Source organism: Leisingera sp. CC-HEC096 (assembly GCF_059429235.1).
Window position 1 is genome coordinate 1044452 of record NZ_JCAIJS010000001.1, and the last position, 16692, is coordinate 1061143.

Below are 16692 nucleotides of genomic sequence, written 5' to 3' on the forward strand. Positions count from 1 at the left end.
GAACGCCGTCCCGTTGCCGGGGCGGCGTTCGCTTTGTTAACGGCCCCCTAACGGGTTTCGGGCATTCTTGCGGTCAAGTTCCGTTTTCTCAGCAAGGGGATGCCCCATGAACTTGTATCACTGCTCCATCGACCTGCATCACGAAGCCAAGGCCCTGAGCTTTTCCAGCGCGGTTGAGCAATGGATAAGCTATCTGCAGGAACGCGGTGTGGTGGTGGGCTGGCGTCTGCTGCGGCGCAAGCTGAATTTGGCCAGTGACAATTGCCGGGACTTTCTTCTCGAAATCGAATTTCGTGACATGACCCAGCTCGACCAAGCCTTCCGCGTTCTGGGTGAACATGACGAGGAAGTGGAAAAGCTGTATTCAAATGTCACCGCCCTGATCGCCAGGGCGGAAATCGGCCTCTACCGGCCCTTCCCCGATCCGGAGCGGGCCGAACGGATGGCGTTGATCTGAGAACGGCCTCAGATCAGGGTTGGTGCCAGCACGAAGCTGGCAAAGATCAGGTAGGCTACGGCTGTATGCATCATTTTACTCTCTTCCACACGTCCCCACGTGCGCTAGAGAATACCGGATGAATACGGCATTTCCGGGGCAGCTGAATTCCCGCCGCCCCGTCACCCCAATCCCGCCGTGCGCGGATGAGACTCACAGATCGTAAAGCAGACCGAATTTCTCTTCCAGATAGGCCAAAAGCGGCTCTTGTCCGGGCTCCATGCCAGCCGCATGGATAATGGTCTCACGCGGGCTGCGCAAACCGCCATGCTGCTGCAGGTTTTGCTTCAGCCAGGCCGTAGCGCCTGAGGTATCACCCTCAGCCAGCTGTGCATCGAGACCGGGCAGATCCCGCCGCAGCGCCTGGTACAGGCAACCGGCATAGACATTGCCCAGGCTGTAGGTCGGGAAATACCCGAACAGCCCGACCGACCAATGCACATCCTGCAGGCAGCCGTTGGACGGCTTGTCCACCGCATACCCGAAATCCGCCTCGAACCGGTCGTTCCAGGCCGCTTCCAGATCCGTCACCGCCAGATCGCCGCTCATCAGCGCGCGCTCCAGGCCGAACCGCAGCATGATATGGAGGTTGTATTGCAGCTCATCCGCTTCTGTCCGGATATAGCCTTTATGCACTGCGTTGACGGCGGCATAAAAGGCGTCCGCATCGGCGATCCCGAAATCGCCGAAGGCAGTTTTCATCTCCTCAAACAGCCAGCCGGTAAAGGCGCGGCTGCGGCCGATCTGGTTTTCATAGATCCGGCTTTGGCTTTCATGCACCCCCATCGACACACCGCTGCCCAGCGGGGTCAGCAGGTAATCACGGCTGATGTTCTGCTCATAGGCGCCGTGGCCGACCTCGTGGATGGTCGAATAGAAGCAGTTGAACGGATCTGTCTCGCTGGTCCGGGTGGTGATCCGAACATCCAGGCCGGAGCCGGAGCTGAACGGATGCACCGCCTTGTCGACCCGTCCGTGCCCCATGTCATAGCCGAACACCTTGGCAATCTTGCGGGTGAGCTTCATCTGCGCGGCTTCGTCGAAGGTGCCTTGCAGGCCCTTTGGCGCGGGCTTGTCCAGAACCTTGGCGCGCAGCTCCACAAGCCCCGGGCGCATGGCGTCAAAGATCTCCGCGATCCCGGCGCCGGTCATGCCGTGCTCGTAGTCCTCGACCATGGCGTCATAGACGTCGCCGCCCGCTGCCAGCGCCTGGCCCTCCTCGCGCTTCAGGGCGACAACTTCCTCCAATACCGGCAGGAAAGCCGCGACATCCTCATCCGCCCGCGCGGCGGCCCATTTGCCCTGCGCCTCCGACGTGACCTGGGCGATCTTCTTGGCCAGATCGGCGGGCACCTTGACGGTGCGTTCATAGCTGCGGCGGATCTCGCGCAGCTGGGCGGCACCGGCCTCATCCGGCGCTTCGGCCTGCTCCAGCCACTCCGCCACCCGCGGGTCGGACCGGCGGGCATGCAGCACCGCTTCGATCGCGGCCATTTCCTCGCCCCGCTGCGGCGCCGCTCCGCGCGGCATCATGGTTTCCTGATCCCAGCCCAGACGGCCCGCAATCTGCCCCAGCGCCTGGGTTTCGCGCTGGAAGGCCATCAGTTCGTCAAATGCGCTCATGCGTCAGTGATCCTTGATCGAGGTTGCAATGGGATAGGCAGACAGGAAACGGGCGCGCAGGATCAGCACCCAGACGCCGATTGCCACCAGCTGATGCGTGATCGCGGCGTGCAGCGGCGCGGCGTAAACCACGGTGATGATCCCCAGCAGCACCTGCACCGACAGCGTCGCAAAAACGGCGTTAAAGGCAAAACGGGTGCGTGCATGGGCAGAGCCGCGCCCGCGCAGCCAGGCCACCACGGCAAAGGCAAACAGCAAATAGCCCGCCACCCGGTGGATGAACTGCACCAGCCCGGGGTTTTCAAAGAAGTTCTTCCAGACCGGCTCAATCATGAAGGGGTTCGGCGGGATCACCTGCCCGCCCATCAGCGGCCAGTCAGTGTAGGAGCGGCCCGCATCAATCCCCGCCACCAGCGCGCCAAGCAGGATCTGCAGGAAGGCGAAATGCATCAGGCCGGTGGACAGGCTGAACAGCTTTGCCTCCTTGGCCCGGCGCGCCTGCATCAGTTCGCGCTCCTCGCGGCCGAGCATAAGCACGTACCAGGCGATAAAGCCGAGGATTACGAACGCGAGCCCCAGATGCACCGCCAGCCGGTAAGAGGCCACGGCGGTCATCCCCTCGCCCTGGGTCACGCCAGAGGCGACCATCCACCAGCCGATAGCGCCCTGCACGCCGCCGAGGACACCGGGCAGCAGAAGCCGGCCGGTCCAGCCCGCCGGAATCTTGCGCGCGGCCAGGAAGCCGAGGAAGCCAACAGCCCAAACCACGCCAATGAACCGGCCCAGCTGGCGGTGGCCCCATTCCCACCAATAGATCTCTTTGAAATCAGACAGTTCCATCCATTGGTTCTGGATGCGCCACTGATCGATTTCCTTGTATTTGTCGAACTCCGACTGCCATTCCGCCTCGGACATCGGCGGGATGGCCCCGGTCACGGGGCGCCATTCGGTGATCGACAGACCGCTGTCAGTCAGGCGCGTCAGCCCGCCTACCACGATCATCGCAACCACCAGGCCAAACAGAACCATCAGCCAGGCGCGGATCGCCTTGCGGGCGCCGCCACGGCCGCGGTCGATCAGCCCCGGCTGCACCGCGGGCGCGTCTTTCTTCTCGCCCTCGACCTCTTCGAAAATGCTGCGCTTGCTCATGCTTGCCTCTTTGTCTGTGCTGCCAAGCTAGGGGCGGTTTCGGAATTGGTCCAGAGCGGCTTATTCGCCGCCCCGCTCTTTCCAGCGGACCATCTGCCGCATGATCCCGTGCAGCATCTGCACGTCGGAGCGGGTCATCCGCATCCGGGACCACAGGTTGCGCAGGTTGGTCTTCATGCCCTCGGCCTTTTCCGGCGGATAGAAGAAGCCCGCGTCGTCCAGCCGCTCTTCGTAGTGCTCCACCAGCTTCTCGACCTCAATGCCGGTCGCCCAGTCGCCCTTGCGGCCCAGATCGGTGGTCTCATGCACCACATCGCCGGACTGGCGCATCCATTCATAGCCAGTGAGCAGCACGCATTGGCCCAGGTTCAGCGAGGCGTAAAGCGGGTTCACCGGCACAGAGATAATGGCGTTGGCCTTGGCGATATCCTCGTTCTCCAGACCGGCACGCTCAGGGCCGAACATCACCGCGACCTTCTCGCCCGCTGCGATCTTCTCCGCTGCGATCTGCATGGCGCGTTCCGGGCTGTAGACCGGCTTGGTCAACCCGCGCTGGCGGGCGGTGGTGGCGAAGACATAGGTGCAGTCGCCCAGCGCCTCCGGCACGTCCGCACACAGCTGCGCCTCGTCCAGCAGGCGGCCCGCGCCCGAGGACATTGCCACCGCCTTGGGGTTCGGCCAGCCGTCACGCGGCGCCACAATGCGCATCCGGTCGAGCCCGAAATTCCACATCGCCCGCGCGGCGGCACCGATATTCTCGCCCATCTGCGGGCGGACAAGGACAAAGGCGGGCTGAGGGGTGTCGGTCGGCATGGCTGCAGGCATCCGTCTGTTGCGCGTTAAATCGGTAGTGCTGTAATCCCCGTGCGCGCCGGGGGCAAGGTCCGGCACCCGCGCAGGCCGTTTTTCCTGGCCCGTACCAGAGCGCAAATCCTTGCGTCCCGCAGCAAATACGGTAAACACCGTCCAATCGCCTGAACAATGGAGCACCATTATGGGAAGCCCTGCTGACGCACCGGAGCAGCCGCAGATCTACCTGATCTCCCCGCCGAGTTTCGAGCTGGGCAAATTCCCCGGCCTGCTGGCGCGGGTCCTGGATGAGGTCGACGTGGCCTGCGTGCGCCTGGATCTGGCCAGCCGCGATCAGGACACGCTGAGCCGTGCGGGCGACGCGCTGCGCGAAGTCACTATGGAGCGGGATGTGGCTCTGGTGATCTCGGACCATCAGATCCTGGCGGAACGGCTGGGGCTGGATGGCGTGCATCTGACGGACGCCTCCAAGTCCGTGCGCACGGCGCGCAAGGCTCTGGGGCCGGATGCAATCGTCGGCTGCTTCTGCGGCGCGTCGCAGCACGACGGCATGGTGGCCGGCGAGGCGGGCGCGGATTACGTGAGCTTTGGCCCCGTAGGAACCTCCGGCCTGGGCGACGGTGCGCGGGCAGAGGCCGATCTGTTCGAATGGTGGTCGAAGATGATCGAGGTTCCGGTTGTGGCAGAAGGCGGGCTGACCGAGGATCTGGTGCGCGGCATCGCCCCTCATACCGATTTCTTTGGCATCGGTGACGAGATCTGGCACGCAGAGGACCCGCTTGCGGCACTCAAGACCCTGATGCGGGCGATGGGCTAACCAGCCCCGCTGCCTGGGCTGAGCCTTTGGCGGGTGATCACAGGAACACCCGCTCGACGAACCAGTAACCACCAATCATCGCGATGGTGACTGAGGCCGGGATCGCCACCCGGCCGCGGTATTTCGGGTGCCGCCCGAACCACAGGCGCACGCCCAGGTAGGCTGCGGCGATTACTGCCAGCTGGCCCAGCTCCACCCCCACGTTGAAGCCGATCAGCGCAGGCAGAAACTGGTTTTGCGGCAGTCCGAATGCCCCCAGCACGGAGGCAAAGCCCAACCCGTGCAGCAGTCCGAAGCCGAAGATCACGAATGTGCGCCAGCTGTGCAGCTTGCGGGCAAAGATGTTCTCGACCGCGACAAAGACAATCGACAGGGCAATCAGCGGCTCGACGATGGCGGCGCTGACGGAAACCATGCCCAGCGCGCCCAGCGCCAGGGTGATAGTATGGGCGACGGTGAACACGCTCACTTGCAGCAGCAGCGGTTTCACCCGCGGGCTGAGGAAGAACAGGCCCAGCACAAACAGGATATGATCCAGCCCCTTGGGCAGGATGTGAGTAAAGCCGACGGGGATGTATTCCATGAAAGCCTCGACCGGTGTCTTGGCCGCACCTCCGCTCAGCGGGATCGGCGGCGAGGTCTCTCCCCCCTGCAGATATCCGGTATAGGGCTCCGCTACCCCGTTCTGGCGCAGCACCACTCCGCCCGAACCCGCGGGCCAGGCAATGCGCAGGCTGCGGGCCTCGGGCGGGATCTCACCGTCAAACACAAGATAGGAGGCGCGCGGCAGGCTGGCGTCACCGACCTCCGGAATGGTGATCCGGGACAGGCTGAGGCCGATCCGGTCTGGCGCTTGAACGGAAAAGGTCTCAAGCCACTCCTCGGCAAAGAGCTGCACCATTGGTTCCAGCTCCTCCGCGCCCAGCGCGCGCAACTCGTCATAATCGTCGGCCTGTGCCGTCTGGTTGGTATCCTCAAGCCCGTCCAGATTTATCCCGGCAACAAATGCCTCGACGTTCAGCCTAAGCTCCAAGGAAATCCGGCCGTCCTCCACCCGGAAATCGGCTATCGCCGGAGTGACCTCATGGGCGCGGACACTTGCGGCGGCTATTGCAACCCAGCAGAACAGCAGCGCAAATATGATCCGCGGCCTCTTTAAGCCGCGACCGACAGCCAAGGACATTTCCATGCAATACCGCCTGTTCTGCTCAATTATCTGTGCCGGACTAGCCTATGGGGCCGCACCGGTATTATCCCACGAGTTTTGGATTGAGCCGGAGAAATATCAAGTGGAATCCGGCGAACCTTTGGTGGCGCGGCTGCGCAACGGTCAGGAGTTCAAGGGCGCTGAGCAACCCTATCTTGATCACCGGATCGCCCGGTTCGAGGTGATGCAGGGCACAGACACCCATCCCTACCATGGCCGGATGGGGGATATGCCGGCATTTACACAGGACATGCCGCAAGACGGCCTCGCCGTGCTCATCCATCAGACGCAGCCGCAAACCCTGACATATGACACCTGGGAAGAGTTTCAGGCCTTCATCGACCACAAAGCGTTTGGCGATATCCGCACGCAGCATCTGGAGCGCGGGCTGCCGGACGCGGGCTTTCGCGAACAATACACCCGCTACGCAAAATCTCTGGTAGCGGTCCGGACAGGCAGAGGATCAGATGCCGCCACCGGGCTGGAGGCAGAAATCGTTGCCCTGGCCAATCCCTATACCGATGATCTGTCCAACGGGCTGCCTGTCCGGGTGCTCTATCAGGGAGAGCCGAGGCCGCAAGCCCAGGTCGAGGTATTTGCCAAGGCCCCGGATGGCAGCGTTACCGTCAGCACCCAGCGGACAGATGCGCAGGGCGAAACCGCTGTCGCTGTGATGCCGGGGCATCAATACCTGCTGGACGCTGTTGTCCTGCGCCCGGCGCCCGGCGGTAAAGGTTACGTATGGGAAAGCCATTGGGCCGCCCTGACCTTTGCGGTGCCGCCCCGGTGAAGCCGCTTGCAGAGGCCTGCCAAAGGCGGCAATAGGTCAATATGACACAAGCCTCTGCCACACAGCCCCCCGCCATTCTGTGCATCGGGTCGGTCCTTTGGGACATCATCGGCCGCTGCACCACGGAAATGCAGCGCGGCTCGGATATGCCCGGCCGTATTACCCGCCTTCCTGGCGGGGTTGCCATGAACATTGCCATGACGCTGTCACGGTTCGGCGTCCAGCCCGCGCTGCTGACCGCCGTTGGCCGCGACCCCGAAGGCGACGAGCTGATCCATGCCTGCGGCCATTTCGGGCTGATCACCGACCATATCTACCGCTCCGAGGACCTGCCCACCGACCGCTACATGGCGGTGGAGGGCGCCAACGGGCTGATCGCCGCCATTGCCGACGCCCATTCGCTGGAAGCCGCCGGTGACAAGATCCTGCGCCCGCTGTCTGACGGCTCGCTCGGCACCGAGGCCGCGCCCTATGAGGGCCAGGTGGCGCTGGACGGTAACCTCACACTGTCGCTGCTTGATGACATCGTCGCGAGTCCTGCCTTTGCCAAGGCCGACCTGCGCGTCGCGCCGGCCTCACCGGGCAAAGCGGAACGGTTGCGCCCGTTTCTGACCCGCACCCGCGGCACGCTCTATGTGAACCTCGAAGAGTCCGGCATCCTGTGCCAGGCAGAGTTCACTGACAGCGAAACCGCAGCCAAGGCGATGCTGGACCGTGGCGCAGCACGGGTTCTGGTCACCGATGGCGGCTCCTCTGCCACCGTGGCGGATGCCAAGGGCACCATTACCCTGCACCCGCCCCGCGTGACAGTCGCCCGGGTGACCGGTGCAGGCGATACCTTCATGGCCGCCCATATCGTTGCCGAGGCACGGGGCGAAGACCGTAAGACCGCATTGGCCTCAGCCCTAAAGGCTGCGGCAACCTACGTTTCAGGAGAACCCCCGCTGTGATCGACATTCAGTATTCGTCCGAGGTCCAGGCTGCCAAGGCCGAAGGCCGTGCCATTGTTGCGCTGGAGAGCACCATCATCACCCACGGCATGCCATACCCGCAGAACGTCGAGGTCGCGGCGCAGGTGGAGCAGGACATCCGCGATGCCGGCGCCGTCCCCGCCACCATGGCGGTGATCGCGGGCGTGCTGCACGTGGGTCTGGAGCCCGATCAGCTGCAAGCGCTGGGCCAGGCGAAAGGCGTCGCCAAGATTTCCCGCGCAGACATGCCCGCGTGCATCGCCACCGGCGGCACTGGAGCGACCACTGTGGCGGCCACCATGATCGCGGCGCGGCTGGCTGGCATCTCCGTTTTTGCCACGGGTGGCATCGGCGGCGTTCACAAAGGCGCTGAAACCACTTTCGACATTTCCGCCGACCTGATGGAGCTGGCACAGACCCCGGTTACCGTTGTGGCCGCAGGCGCCAAGGCGATCCTCGACCTGCCCAAAACCCTGGAAGTGCTGGAAACCCAGGGCGTTCCGGTCATTGCCTACGGGCAGGACAGCTTCCCGGCTTTCTGGTCGGCCCAGTCGGACCTGAAGGCGCCGCTGCGCATGGATGACCCGGCGCAGATCGCCCGCGCCCACGCCACCCGGCAGGCGATGGGCCTGCCCGGCGGCCAGCTGGTTGCCAACCCGATCCCGGCGGACGCCCAGATTGCGGCAGAAGACCTGGCCCCCGTCATCGCGCAGGCCCAGTCCGAGGCCGACGCCCAGGGCATCGCCGGCAAGGACGTGACACCTTTCCTGCTCAGCCGCATCTTCGAACTGACAGAGGGCCGTTCGCTGACCGCGAACATCGCATTGGTTCGAAACAATGCCCGGCTGGCGGCAAAGATTGCACAGGAACTCAACAATATCGCACAGTGAGTTGATTTTTGGGGCGGAAACCATTGCTCCGCCCCAAAACAGTGCCTAGGTTCCACCCGGAATTCCTGGAAAACTGATCTATGACCACGCCATTCGACGAAGAACCTCACCGCCGCAAGGGCCTGTTCGCAAGCCTGCGCGCCTCCTTCTTTACCGGCATCGTCGTGATCGCGCCGGTGGGGCTCACCATTTGGCTGTTGTGGTCGGTGATGGGCTGGATCGACAGCGTGGTGCTGCCGCTGGTTCCGCACACGTTCCGGCCCGAACAGTACATCGGCATCAACCTGCGCGGCGTCGGGCTGATCATCTTCCTGCTGTTCACAATTGTCGTAGGCTGGATCGCCAAGGGCATCCTGGGCCGCTCGCTGATCAGCTTTGCCGAAAGCCTGGTGGACCGGATGCCGGTGGTGCGCACAGTCTATTCCGGCATCAAGCAGATCTCCGAGACCGTCTTTGCCCAATCGGAACGCAGTTTTGAAAAGGCATGCCTGGTGCAATACCCGCGCAAGGGTATCTGGGCGATCGGCTTCATCTCGACCACCGCAAAGGGTGAGATTGCCAAGCGGGCGGAAACCAGCGGCGGGCTGGTGAGCGTCTTCCTCCCGACCACGCCGAACCCCACTTCGGGCTTCCTGCTGTTTGTGCCCGAGGAAGACGTGATCGAGCTGGACATGTCGGTGGAGGATTCCGCCAAGCTGGTGATCTCGGCGGGCCTGGTTTATCCGAACCCCAAGGACCCGTCGAAACCGGTGGAGAACGGCAAAAAGACCAAGGCGCTCGAGAAAGAAAACGCCTAGCCGAACATCGCGGGCAAATCGGCTGAAGACCGAACCCCGAGATTTTCCCGGTGCTGAGTCAGGAAACCCTCTGCCGCCTCCCGGCCTGCCTTTTTGAGCCTTGCCAGGATCTGCGGCACCGGGATCAGCTTGGTGGTAACGGACAGCTTCGTCATCAGGGCGTCATCCGCAATCATGTGCACGCGAACCTGCTTCATCCGCCCCGGCTGAAGCGTGCCATCCGCCAGCAGCCGCTGCACAAAGTGGACCGCCCTGAGTTCCCGCAGCAGCGATGAGTTGAAGCTGATCTCATTCACCCGGTTGCGGATCTGCTGCGGCGTCTTGGGGATTTCCTCACGCTCCAGCGGGTTGATGTTCACGATCACCACATCCCCCGGCAGCGGTTCCTTGAACAGCGGAAACAAGGCCGGATTGCCGGTATAGCCGCCGTCCCAATAGGCCTCAATCCGGCCGGTGTCCGGGTCTTCGATCTCCACGGCCTGGAACATGTCCGGCAGGCAGGCGGAGGCAAGAATTGCATCCGTGCTGATCTCCTGCCCTTCAAAGATGCGGATCTTGCCTGTCCGAACGCAGGTCGCGCAAACGAACAGCTCCGGACCGGCGCCTGCGCATACGTCCTCGAACCGGAACTTCTCCACCACCTCGCGCAGCGGGTTCTCATAGAACGGGCCATAGTGATAAGGGGAGATCACCTGGCTCACCGCCTCCATCGGCGTGAAAGGCATAACGGCTTCCAAGGCCCCGGCCCAGGCCACCGCATCGAACCGCGTCAGCCAATGGGTGAACCTCATATCCCCCACGGCCCCCATGCGCTGCCACAGACCGTCCAGCGCCGCCTTGGCGCCCTGCCGCCCGCCCTGCACCATGCCGGACTTGAAGGCAGCCCCATTAAGCGCACCGGCCGATGTGCCGGTAATCCCGGCCACCTCTACTCCTTCATCCTCCAGCAGACGGTCCAGCACACCCCAGGTGAAGGCTCCATGCGCGCCGCCGCCCTGCAGGGCCAGATTGATCTTAACAGTCATACCCTGATCCGCCTCTTCATCTGGCTGAAAATATCCCGGGGTTGAATTGGCCGCCAGGCCAAGAGGGGGCTGGCCCCCTCTCGCCTCCTCATAGTGCGGTTACAGCGCGGTCCAGCCGCCGTCGACGCTGATCGCGGTGCCGGTGATCTGCGCCGCCGCGTCCGAGCACAGGAACACAGCAGTGCCGCCCAGCTGCTCGACAGTGGCGAACTCGCGGCTCGGCTGGCGCTCCAGCATCACCTTCTTGATCACCTCTTCCCGGCCCATGCTGTATTTCTCCATGGTGTCCGGGATCTGCGCCTCCACCAGCGGCGTCAGCACATAGCCCGGGCAGATCGCATTGCAGGTGATCGGCTCTTCGGCGGTTTCCAGAGCCACCGTCTTGGTCATGCCCACGACTCCATGCTTGGCTGCCACATAGGCCGCTTTGTAGGGCGAGGCCGTCAGTCCGTGCGCAGAGGCGATGTTGACGATCCGCCCCCAGCCCGCGGCGCGCATCATGGGCAGGGCCGCCGCCATGGTGTGGAAGTTCGAGTTCATGTTGATGGCGATGATCGCATCCCACTTGTCCTGCGGAAATTCGTCGATCGGCGCGACATGCTGAATGCCTGCATTGTTCACCAGGATATCGCAGGCCCCCGCCTTTTCGATCAGCGCCCGGCAGTCGGCACCCTTGGACATATCGGCTTGGACGTACTGTGCCTGGACGCCGAACTCATTGGCCAGCTCTTCCGCCAGCGCGTGGTCTTCCTCCCGGTCGGTGAAGGAGTTCAGCACCACATTGGCCCCTGCCCGCGCCAGTTCGCGTGCAACCCCCAGGCCAATGCCTGAATTCGATCCGGTGATGACGGCAGTCTTCCCTTGCAAGGACATCAGCTTCTCCGCTTTGGCTCAATGAAACTGGCGCCACTGTGCCATGCTGCAGATGCAAAGGGAACGCGTAAGACGACGCAGAGCCCCGGCGGAACGCAGGGGCATTTGCGGTAAAAACGGAAGGGAACCACCCCAGAAAAAAACGCCCGCACAAGGCGGGCGTTAGTTATTGAGGCAGGTTTCATACAGGCAAGAAACCTATCGAGCAGTGATCTCTTTATAAGCAATTTCCGGCTTTCGTCCAAGCTAAAAGTTTGAAAAGACGAAAAAGCGCACGTAGCGTGCAGAGGCAAGAAAATAAGGGCAGAGCGGGATTGTTGTGAAACTGCGAAAAGAAAATTTCCTGAATCTTCGCACGGCACTGGCTGGAATCACCTTGGCATTTGCCGCGAATTCCGCGCAGGCAGAATCGGCGCATGGCATAGCTATGTACGGGGACCCCGCCCTGCCACCGGATTTTGTGTCTTTGCCCTACGCCAACCCCGATGCCCCCAAGGGCGGCAAGGTGGTCTTTGGCAACACCGGCGGCTTTGACTCTCTGAACCCGTTCACCCTGAAAGGGACCTCTCCCTGGCAGCTGAGGTTCTGGGGATACGAAAGCCTGATGGGCCGCTCGTGGGACGAACCTTTCACCCTGTACGGCCTCCTGGCCGAATCGATTGAGGTGCCGGAGGACCGCTCCTGGGTGGAATTCACCCTGCGGGAAGAGGCGCGATTCTCCGACGGCAGCCCGGTCACCATCGAGGATGTGATCTGGTCCTATGAAACGCTCGGCACCCAAGGGCATCCCCGTTACCGCGGATTCTGGGCCAAGGTGGAGCGGATCGAACAGACCGGCCCGCGCAGCGTGCGCCTGACCTTCAACACCGAGGACCGCGAGCTGGCCCTGATCGCCGGCATGCGCCCGATCCTGAAAAAGGCGCAGTGGGAGGGCAAGGATTTTGCCAGCGGCACCGTCGAGGGCGCACCCATCGGCACCGGGGCTTATGTGGTCAGCGCCTATGAGCCGGGCCGCTACGTTACCCTGCGCCGCAATCCGGACTATTGGGGCAAGGATCTGCCCCTGCAGCGCGGCACGCAGAATTTTGACGAGATGCGCATCGACTTCTTCGGCGACGAAACCGTGCTGTTCGAGGCTTTCAAGGCGGGCGAGCTGAGCGCGGTGCGCGAATTCAATGCCGACAAGTGGGACAGTGTCTACAACTTCCCGGCCGTCACCCGCGGCGATGTGGTCAAAAGCGAAATCCCGCACCAGCGCCCTTCCGGTATGACCGGACTGGTGATGAATACGCGCCGTGCGCCGCTGGATGATTGGCGCGTGCGCGAAGCGCTGCTGCTGGCATTCAACTTCGAATACATCAACGGCACCGTGACCGGCGGCGTGCAGCCGCGCATCACCTCCTATTTCTCCGGCTCGGCACTGGGACTGCAGCCGGGGGCGGCCAGCGGCAAGGTGCGCGCGCTGCTGGAGCCGTTTGCGGACAGCCTGCTGCCCGGCACGCTGGACGGCTATACCCTGCCCCAGGGCGACGGCAGCAAGCGCAACCGCGGCAACCTGCGCAAGGCGATGAAATTGCTGGAAGACGCAGGCTGGACCGTCACCGGCGGCGTGCTGCGCAATAGTGAAGGTCAAGCGCTGGACCTCACCGTGCTGATCCGCCAGGGCGACGGCGAGATGAAGACGGTGACGGAAATCTACGCCCGGGCGCTGGAGCGTCTGGGCATAACCCTCACCGCCGAAACTGTCGACAACGCGCAATATGTGGAGCGCGAAAACGCCTATGACTTCGACCTCACCCGCTACCGCCGGGAACTGTCGCTGAGCCCCGGCAACGAGCAGCGCTACTATTGGGGCAGCGACGGGGTTTCCCAGCCCGGCAGCCGAAACCTGATGGGGATGGACAGCCCCGCTGCCGAAGCGATGATCGGCGCGATGCTGACCGCCAAGGAGCCTGGGGATTTCACCGCCGCCGTGCGGGCGCTGGACCGGGTGCTGACCGCGGGGCGATACGTGATCCCGTTCTGGACATACGATGCCGGGCGGATCGCCCACATCAAGGAAATGCGCTACCCGGATAAGCTCCCGATCTACGGCGACCGCACCGGCTTCATGCCAGATGTCTGGTGGTACGAGGCCGATTGACGGCCTGACGCTGTGGGCCGATAGCCGCGAACTGAGTTGACAGCCGCTTCTAATTTCCGTATTTCGCGAACTATGGAAATAGAGATCACAGATAAGCTTGGTGCCCTGGCGCACCCCAACCGGCTAGCCCTGTTCCGCCTGCTGATGCGCCGCTATCCGGACGCCGTTCCTGCTGGGGAAATCGCCTCGGCGCTGGAATTCAAGGCCAACACCGCCTCGGCCTATCTGTCAGTGCTGAAACAGGCCGGGCTGATCAGCCAGCACCGGACCGGCACCTCGCTGATGTACGCCGCCGACCTGCCGGGTCTGCGCGGCATGTTTGATGATCTGCTGTCCGGCTGCTGCCGGAACCGGCCAGACATCTGCTCCCCCGCCAGTTCTGAGGTAATGCCGGTTCCCACCACCGAGCGCCCTTTGAACTTGCTGTTCATCTGCACCGGCAATTCCGCCAGATCGCTTCTGGCCGAAGCCATTCTTAACCATGAGGGCGGCGGCAGGTTCCGCGCCTATTCCGCGGGCACCAGCCCGTCGCCCGGCCCGCGGCCGGAAGTGACTGCGCTGCTGCAGGCCAAGGGGCACGACACCTCTGAACTGCGCTCCAAGGATTTGGGTGAATTCTCAGCGAAAGATGCGCCGCAAATGGATTTCGTCTTCACCGTCTGCGATCACGCCGCCAACGAGGAATGCCCGGCCTGGCCCGGCCAGCCGATGAGCGCCCATTGGGGGCTGGCCGATCCGGTGAAGGCGACAGGCACGGACGCCGAACGACGCCTTGCCTTCCAGCAGGCCTACGGGCTGCTGCGCAACCGCATCAAAGCCTTTGCGGCGCTGCCTTTTGATACCCTCGACCGCATGTCGCTTCAGCACCGGGTTGACGATATCGGCCGCGTGAACTCTTCCGACTAACCCTCAATCACGGTCATCAATCATGAACATTCTCGTCCTATGCACGGGCAACTCCGCGCGCTCAATCCTGCTGGAGTCGATCTTCAATACGCTTGGTGCAGGCCGCGTGCGCGCCTATTCGGCAGGCTCCAACCCCACTGGCAAAGTGCATCCGCAATCGCTGGTGCTGCTCAAGGAACTGGGTCACGACACCTCCGGCGCGCGGTCCAAGAGCTGGGATGAGTTCGCCGCCGGGGACGCGCCGGAGATGGACATGGTCATCACCGTCTGCGCCTCAGCCGCGGGTGAAACCTGCCCGGTCTGGCCCGGCGCGCCGGTGCGCGCCCATTGGGGCGTCGAAGATCCCGCCGCGGCTGAGCAACCGGACTGGGACGCAGCCTTCCGCGCGGCCTATGCCACGCTGGAAAAGCGCGCCAAGGCGCTGCTGGAGCTTCCATTTGAAACCATGAGCGCGGCGGAACTGACACAGCAGCTCAAGCGGATTGGAGATATCGCATGACCGCGCAGAAACTTCTGGCCGAGGGCCTGGGCACCGCCATGCTGCTGGTTGGGGTGGTGGGCTCCGGTATCATGGCGGAGACCCTTGCTGACGGAAACGTGGCCTTGGCACTGCTGGCCAATGCCGTTGCCACCGGCTGTATGCTCTATGTGATCATCACCACGCTGGGCCCGGTTTCCGGCGCCCATTTCAATCCAGCTGTCACGCTGGCCTTTGCCATGCGCGGCGAACACTCCTGGAGCGCGGTCGGGCCGTATGTTCTGGCGCAGATCGGCGGCGGTATTCTTGGTGTCTGGGCCTGTCACGTAATGTTCGACCTTGCAATTCTGCAAAGCTCGACCACCATGCACCGCACTGGAACTGCCCAATGGTTTTCCGAGATCCTGGCCACCTTCGGCCTGTTGTTCGTGATTTTCGGCGGGCTGCGGTCGCGTCCCGACGCGGTTCCCCCGCTGGTCGGCCTCTACATCACCGGCGCCTATTGGTTCACGTCCTCCACCAGCTTTGCCAACCCGGCGGTGACCATCGCCCGCGGCTTTACTGACACCTTCGCAGGCATCTATCCGGGCCACATTCCGATGTTCATCGTGATGCAGCTGATTGCGGTTGGGATCGGCCACGTGGTGCTGACGCGATTGTTTGCCGAGCGCTCACCCCCGGCGGAAACCCGCCGAGGCCGGCAGACTTGACCCGGGCGCCACGCCCGGACGTTACAAAATGACACGAAAAGTGTTACCATGGGGGGCCAAAAACCATACACCGTTTGTCAGGGAGTTCCCCCCATGCCTGTACAAGCAGCAGCTGCCAGCTGGATTGACAGGATGCCCCGCATCAAACAGCGCTTTCCGCACCTGAAAGCCAGCAATGCGCCGTCCATACTGGATGACCGGGACAGATTTGTTGCCTATCTGGCCCGCACCCATCACCTTACCTTGAATGAAGCCAAGGAGGAGGTGGACGATTTCCTCTACATAGAAAGCCTGCTGAGAGAGCTGGACGGCCGCAAGCACTAGCGTGCCACGTCAGACCAGCGACGTCACCCAGAGGATCATTGCATCTTCGGGGCTGACAGAGATGACGTTGTGGCCCATCGCCGCGTCGTAATAGGCGCTGTCGCCGCGGCGCATCTCAATCGGCTCATAGAATTCCGTGTAGAGCTTGACCACGCCTGTCAGCACATACAGGAACTCCTCGCCGTCATGGCGCACCCAGCCGTCGAATTCCTCCATCGACCGTGCCCGCACCCGTGCCCGGTAGGGCAGCATCTGCTTGCGTGTCAGGCCATCAGCCAGCAGCTCGTGCTCATAGGTCGCGGTGGCATGGGCCGATCCGTCGCCGGATTTGGTCACCGTCATCCGGCCGTTCACCTGATCCCGCTGCGGCGGGGTGAACAATTGCGGCACCGATATCTCCAGACCCACGGCCAGCTTCTTCAACGCCTCGTAAGTCGGTGACATCTGGCCGTTTTCGATCTTTGACAGAGTCGACCGCGCCAGCCCGGCCTGGTTGGCCGCATGTTCCAGCGTCCAGTCCCGCGCCTTGCGAAGCTCCCGCACCCGGGCGCCCAGATCCAGCGGTTCTGCGTCGCCTTCGCCGCCATTGGCGCGGGCGATGGTGATCAGGGATTTCGGGTCACGGCCAGTCATAGCCACTCTATAAGCCGCACCTGCGCGCCTTGCAACGCAGGACAGCGCAG

At 63.1% G+C, this 16692-nt stretch carries 18 protein-coding genes; 11 read left to right on the forward strand and 7 right to left on the reverse strand.

The annotated features are described in order from the left end of the window. Positions 1–106 precede the first annotated feature (106 nt). Entirely contained in the window at positions 107–457 is a 351-nt protein-coding gene (locus AC5STI_RS05150; RefSeq protein WP_495445851.1) for a DUF6614 family protein, read from the forward strand. A gap of 192 nt (positions 458–649) precedes the next feature. Here the strand turns inward: AC5STI_RS05150 and AC5STI_RS05155 are convergent, their stop codons facing one another. Genes AC5STI_RS05155 through AC5STI_RS05165 form a run of 3 tightly spaced genes read right to left on the reverse strand, consistent with a single transcriptional unit; the run spans position 650 to position 4081 of the window. Beyond that, the gene (locus AC5STI_RS05155) at positions 650–2119 is read right to left on the reverse strand and encodes a carboxypeptidase M32 (RefSeq protein ID WP_495445853.1); all 1470 of its coding nucleotides are present in this window, start codon (positions 2117–2119) and stop codon (positions 650–652) included. 3 nt (positions 2120–2122) lie between these two features. After that, positions 2123–3268, reverse strand: a complete 1146-nt coding sequence (gene ctaA / locus AC5STI_RS05160) for a heme A synthase (protein WP_495445855.1) — start codon at positions 3266–3268, stop codon at positions 2123–2125. 60 nt (positions 3269–3328) lie between these two features. Then, on the reverse strand, positions 3329–4081 hold the full coding sequence (locus AC5STI_RS05165) for an RNA methyltransferase (protein ID WP_495445857.1): 753 nt from the start codon (positions 4079–4081) through the stop codon (positions 3329–3331). A gap of 181 nt (positions 4082–4262) precedes the next feature. Here AC5STI_RS05165 and AC5STI_RS05170 point away from each other — a divergent pair, with 181 nt between their 5' ends. Beyond that, positions 4263–4895: a thiamine phosphate synthase gene (locus tag AC5STI_RS05170; RefSeq protein WP_495445859.1), complete on the forward strand. Its 633-nt coding sequence runs from the start codon at positions 4263–4265 to the stop codon at positions 4893–4895. A 37-nt stretch (positions 4896–4932) separates the two neighbouring features. Here the strand turns inward: AC5STI_RS05170 and AC5STI_RS05175 are convergent, their stop codons facing one another. Then, the gene (locus AC5STI_RS05175) at positions 4933–6084 is read right to left on the reverse strand and encodes a HupE/UreJ family protein (RefSeq protein ID WP_495445861.1); all 1152 of its coding nucleotides are present in this window, start codon (positions 6082–6084) and stop codon (positions 4933–4935) included. On the opposite strand from AC5STI_RS05175, the gene AC5STI_RS05180 reads away from it, so the two are divergent. From AC5STI_RS05180 to AC5STI_RS05195, 4 genes are all read left to right on the forward strand, one after another. Beyond that, entirely contained in the window at positions 6083–6892 is an 810-nt protein-coding gene (locus AC5STI_RS05180; RefSeq protein WP_495445863.1) for a DUF4198 domain-containing protein, read from the forward strand. The two genes, AC5STI_RS05175 and AC5STI_RS05180, sit on opposite strands and share 2 nt — an antisense overlap. Positions 6893–6933: 41 nt before the next feature. Continuing rightward, positions 6934–7842, forward strand: a complete 909-nt coding sequence (locus AC5STI_RS05185) for a PfkB family carbohydrate kinase (RefSeq protein WP_495445865.1) — start codon at positions 6934–6936, stop codon at positions 7840–7842. Continuing rightward, complete coding sequence (locus tag AC5STI_RS05190) at positions 7839–8753, forward strand: pseudouridine-5'-phosphate glycosidase (RefSeq protein WP_495445867.1); 915 nt, start codon at positions 7839–7841, stop codon at positions 8751–8753. Before AC5STI_RS05185 ends, AC5STI_RS05190 begins: the two co-directional genes overlap by 4 nt. An 80-nt stretch (positions 8754–8833) precedes the next feature. Beyond that, positions 8834–9550 (forward strand): DUF502 domain-containing protein, encoded by a 717-nt coding sequence (locus AC5STI_RS05195; RefSeq protein ID WP_475052243.1) that lies wholly within the window; start codon positions 8834–8836, stop codon positions 9548–9550. Here AC5STI_RS05195 and AC5STI_RS05200 read toward each other — a convergent pair. Together AC5STI_RS05200 and AC5STI_RS05205 are read right to left on the reverse strand one after the other, a co-directional pair. Beyond that, positions 9547–10575, reverse strand: a complete 1029-nt coding sequence (locus AC5STI_RS05200) for a patatin-like phospholipase family protein (protein WP_495445869.1) — start codon at positions 10573–10575, stop codon at positions 9547–9549. The two genes, AC5STI_RS05195 and AC5STI_RS05200, sit on opposite strands and share 4 nt — an antisense overlap. Before the next feature lie 99 nt (positions 10576–10674). Continuing rightward, positions 10675–11448, reverse strand: coding sequence for a 3-hydroxybutyrate dehydrogenase (locus AC5STI_RS05205; protein WP_495445871.1), 774 nt, complete (start codon positions 11446–11448; stop codon positions 10675–10677). Positions 11449–11875: 427 nt separating this feature from the next. Here AC5STI_RS05205 and AC5STI_RS05210 point away from each other — a divergent pair, with 427 nt between their 5' ends. The 5 genes from AC5STI_RS05210 (at position 11876) to AC5STI_RS05230 (ending at position 16009) form a co-directional block, all read left to right on the forward strand. After that, the gene (locus AC5STI_RS05210) at positions 11876–13591 is read left to right on the forward strand and encodes an extracellular solute-binding protein (RefSeq protein WP_495445873.1); all 1716 of its coding nucleotides are present in this window, start codon (positions 11876–11878) and stop codon (positions 13589–13591) included. Between the two features lie 72 nt (positions 13592–13663). Continuing rightward, positions 13664–14497: an arsenate reductase/protein-tyrosine-phosphatase family protein gene (locus tag AC5STI_RS05215; protein WP_495445875.1), complete on the forward strand. Its 834-nt coding sequence runs from the start codon at positions 13664–13666 to the stop codon at positions 14495–14497. A gap of 22 nt (positions 14498–14519) precedes the next feature. After that, a complete protein-coding gene (locus AC5STI_RS05220) occupies positions 14520–14996 on the forward strand; it encodes an arsenate reductase ArsC (RefSeq protein ID WP_495445877.1) in 477 nt (158 codons plus the stop codon). After that, entirely contained in the window at positions 14993–15685 is a 693-nt protein-coding gene (locus AC5STI_RS05225) for an aquaporin (RefSeq protein WP_495445879.1), read from the forward strand. Before AC5STI_RS05220 ends, AC5STI_RS05225 begins: the two co-directional genes overlap by 4 nt. Before the next feature lie 93 nt (positions 15686–15778). Next, positions 15779–16009 carry a hypothetical protein gene (locus AC5STI_RS05230; RefSeq protein ID WP_475052259.1) on the forward strand — a complete coding sequence of 77 codons (231 nt, stop codon included), beginning with the start codon at positions 15779–15781 and terminating at the stop codon, positions 16007–16009. Positions 16010–16018: 9 nt separating this feature from the next. Here the strand turns inward: AC5STI_RS05230 and AC5STI_RS05235 are convergent, their stop codons facing one another. Next, entirely contained in the window at positions 16019–16642 is a 624-nt protein-coding gene (locus AC5STI_RS05235; protein ID WP_495445881.1) for a helix-turn-helix domain-containing protein, read from the reverse strand. Between the last annotated feature and the right edge of the window lie 50 nt (positions 16643–16692).

Bases quoted from the DNA above. Each gene is read 5' to 3' on its own strand.
- ctaA (WP_495445855.1), bottom strand. From the start codon at position 3,268: ATGAGCAAGCGCAGCATTTTCGAAGAGGTCGAGGGCGAGAAGAAAGAC.
- AC5STI_RS05150 (WP_495445851.1), top strand. From the start codon at position 107: ATGAACTTGTATCACTGCTCCATCGACCTGCATCACGAAGCCAAGGCC.
- AC5STI_RS05170 (WP_495445859.1), top strand. From the start codon at position 4,263: ATGGGAAGCCCTGCTGACGCACCGGAGCAGCCGCAGATCTACCTGATC.
- AC5STI_RS05155 (WP_495445853.1), bottom strand. From the start codon at position 2,119: ATGAGCGCATTTGACGAACTGATGGCCTTCCAGCGCGAAACCCAGGCG.
- AC5STI_RS05175 (WP_495445861.1), bottom strand. From the start codon at position 6,084: ATGGAAATGTCCTTGGCTGTCGGTCGCGGCTTAAAGAGGCCGCGGATC.
- AC5STI_RS05210 (WP_495445873.1), top strand. From the start codon at position 11,876: ATGTACGGGGACCCCGCCCTGCCACCGGATTTTGTGTCTTTGCCCTAC.
- AC5STI_RS05235 (WP_495445881.1), bottom strand. From the start codon at position 16,642: ATGACTGGCCGTGACCCGAAATCCCTGATCACCATCGCCCGCGCCAAT.
- AC5STI_RS05165 (WP_495445857.1), bottom strand. From the start codon at position 4,081: ATGCCGACCGACACCCCTCAGCCCGCCTTTGTCCTTGTCCGCCCGCAG.
- AC5STI_RS05180 (WP_495445863.1), top strand. From the start codon at position 6,083: ATGCAATACCGCCTGTTCTGCTCAATTATCTGTGCCGGACTAGCCTAT.
- AC5STI_RS05215 (WP_495445875.1), top strand. From the start codon at position 13,664: ATGGAAATAGAGATCACAGATAAGCTTGGTGCCCTGGCGCACCCCAAC.
- AC5STI_RS05225 (WP_495445879.1), top strand. From the start codon at position 14,993: ATGACCGCGCAGAAACTTCTGGCCGAGGGCCTGGGCACCGCCATGCTG.
- AC5STI_RS05205 (WP_495445871.1), bottom strand. From the start codon at position 11,448: ATGTCCTTGCAAGGGAAGACTGCCGTCATCACCGGATCGAATTCAGGC.
- AC5STI_RS05220 (WP_495445877.1), top strand. From the start codon at position 14,520: ATGAACATTCTCGTCCTATGCACGGGCAACTCCGCGCGCTCAATCCTG.
- AC5STI_RS05230 (WP_475052259.1), top strand. From the start codon at position 15,779: ATGCCTGTACAAGCAGCAGCTGCCAGCTGGATTGACAGGATGCCCCGC.
- AC5STI_RS05195 (WP_475052243.1), top strand. From the start codon at position 8,834: ATGACCACGCCATTCGACGAAGAACCTCACCGCCGCAAGGGCCTGTTC.
- AC5STI_RS05200 (WP_495445869.1), bottom strand. From the start codon at position 10,575: ATGACTGTTAAGATCAATCTGGCCCTGCAGGGCGGCGGCGCGCATGGA.
- AC5STI_RS05185 (WP_495445865.1), top strand. From the start codon at position 6,934: ATGACACAAGCCTCTGCCACACAGCCCCCCGCCATTCTGTGCATCGGG.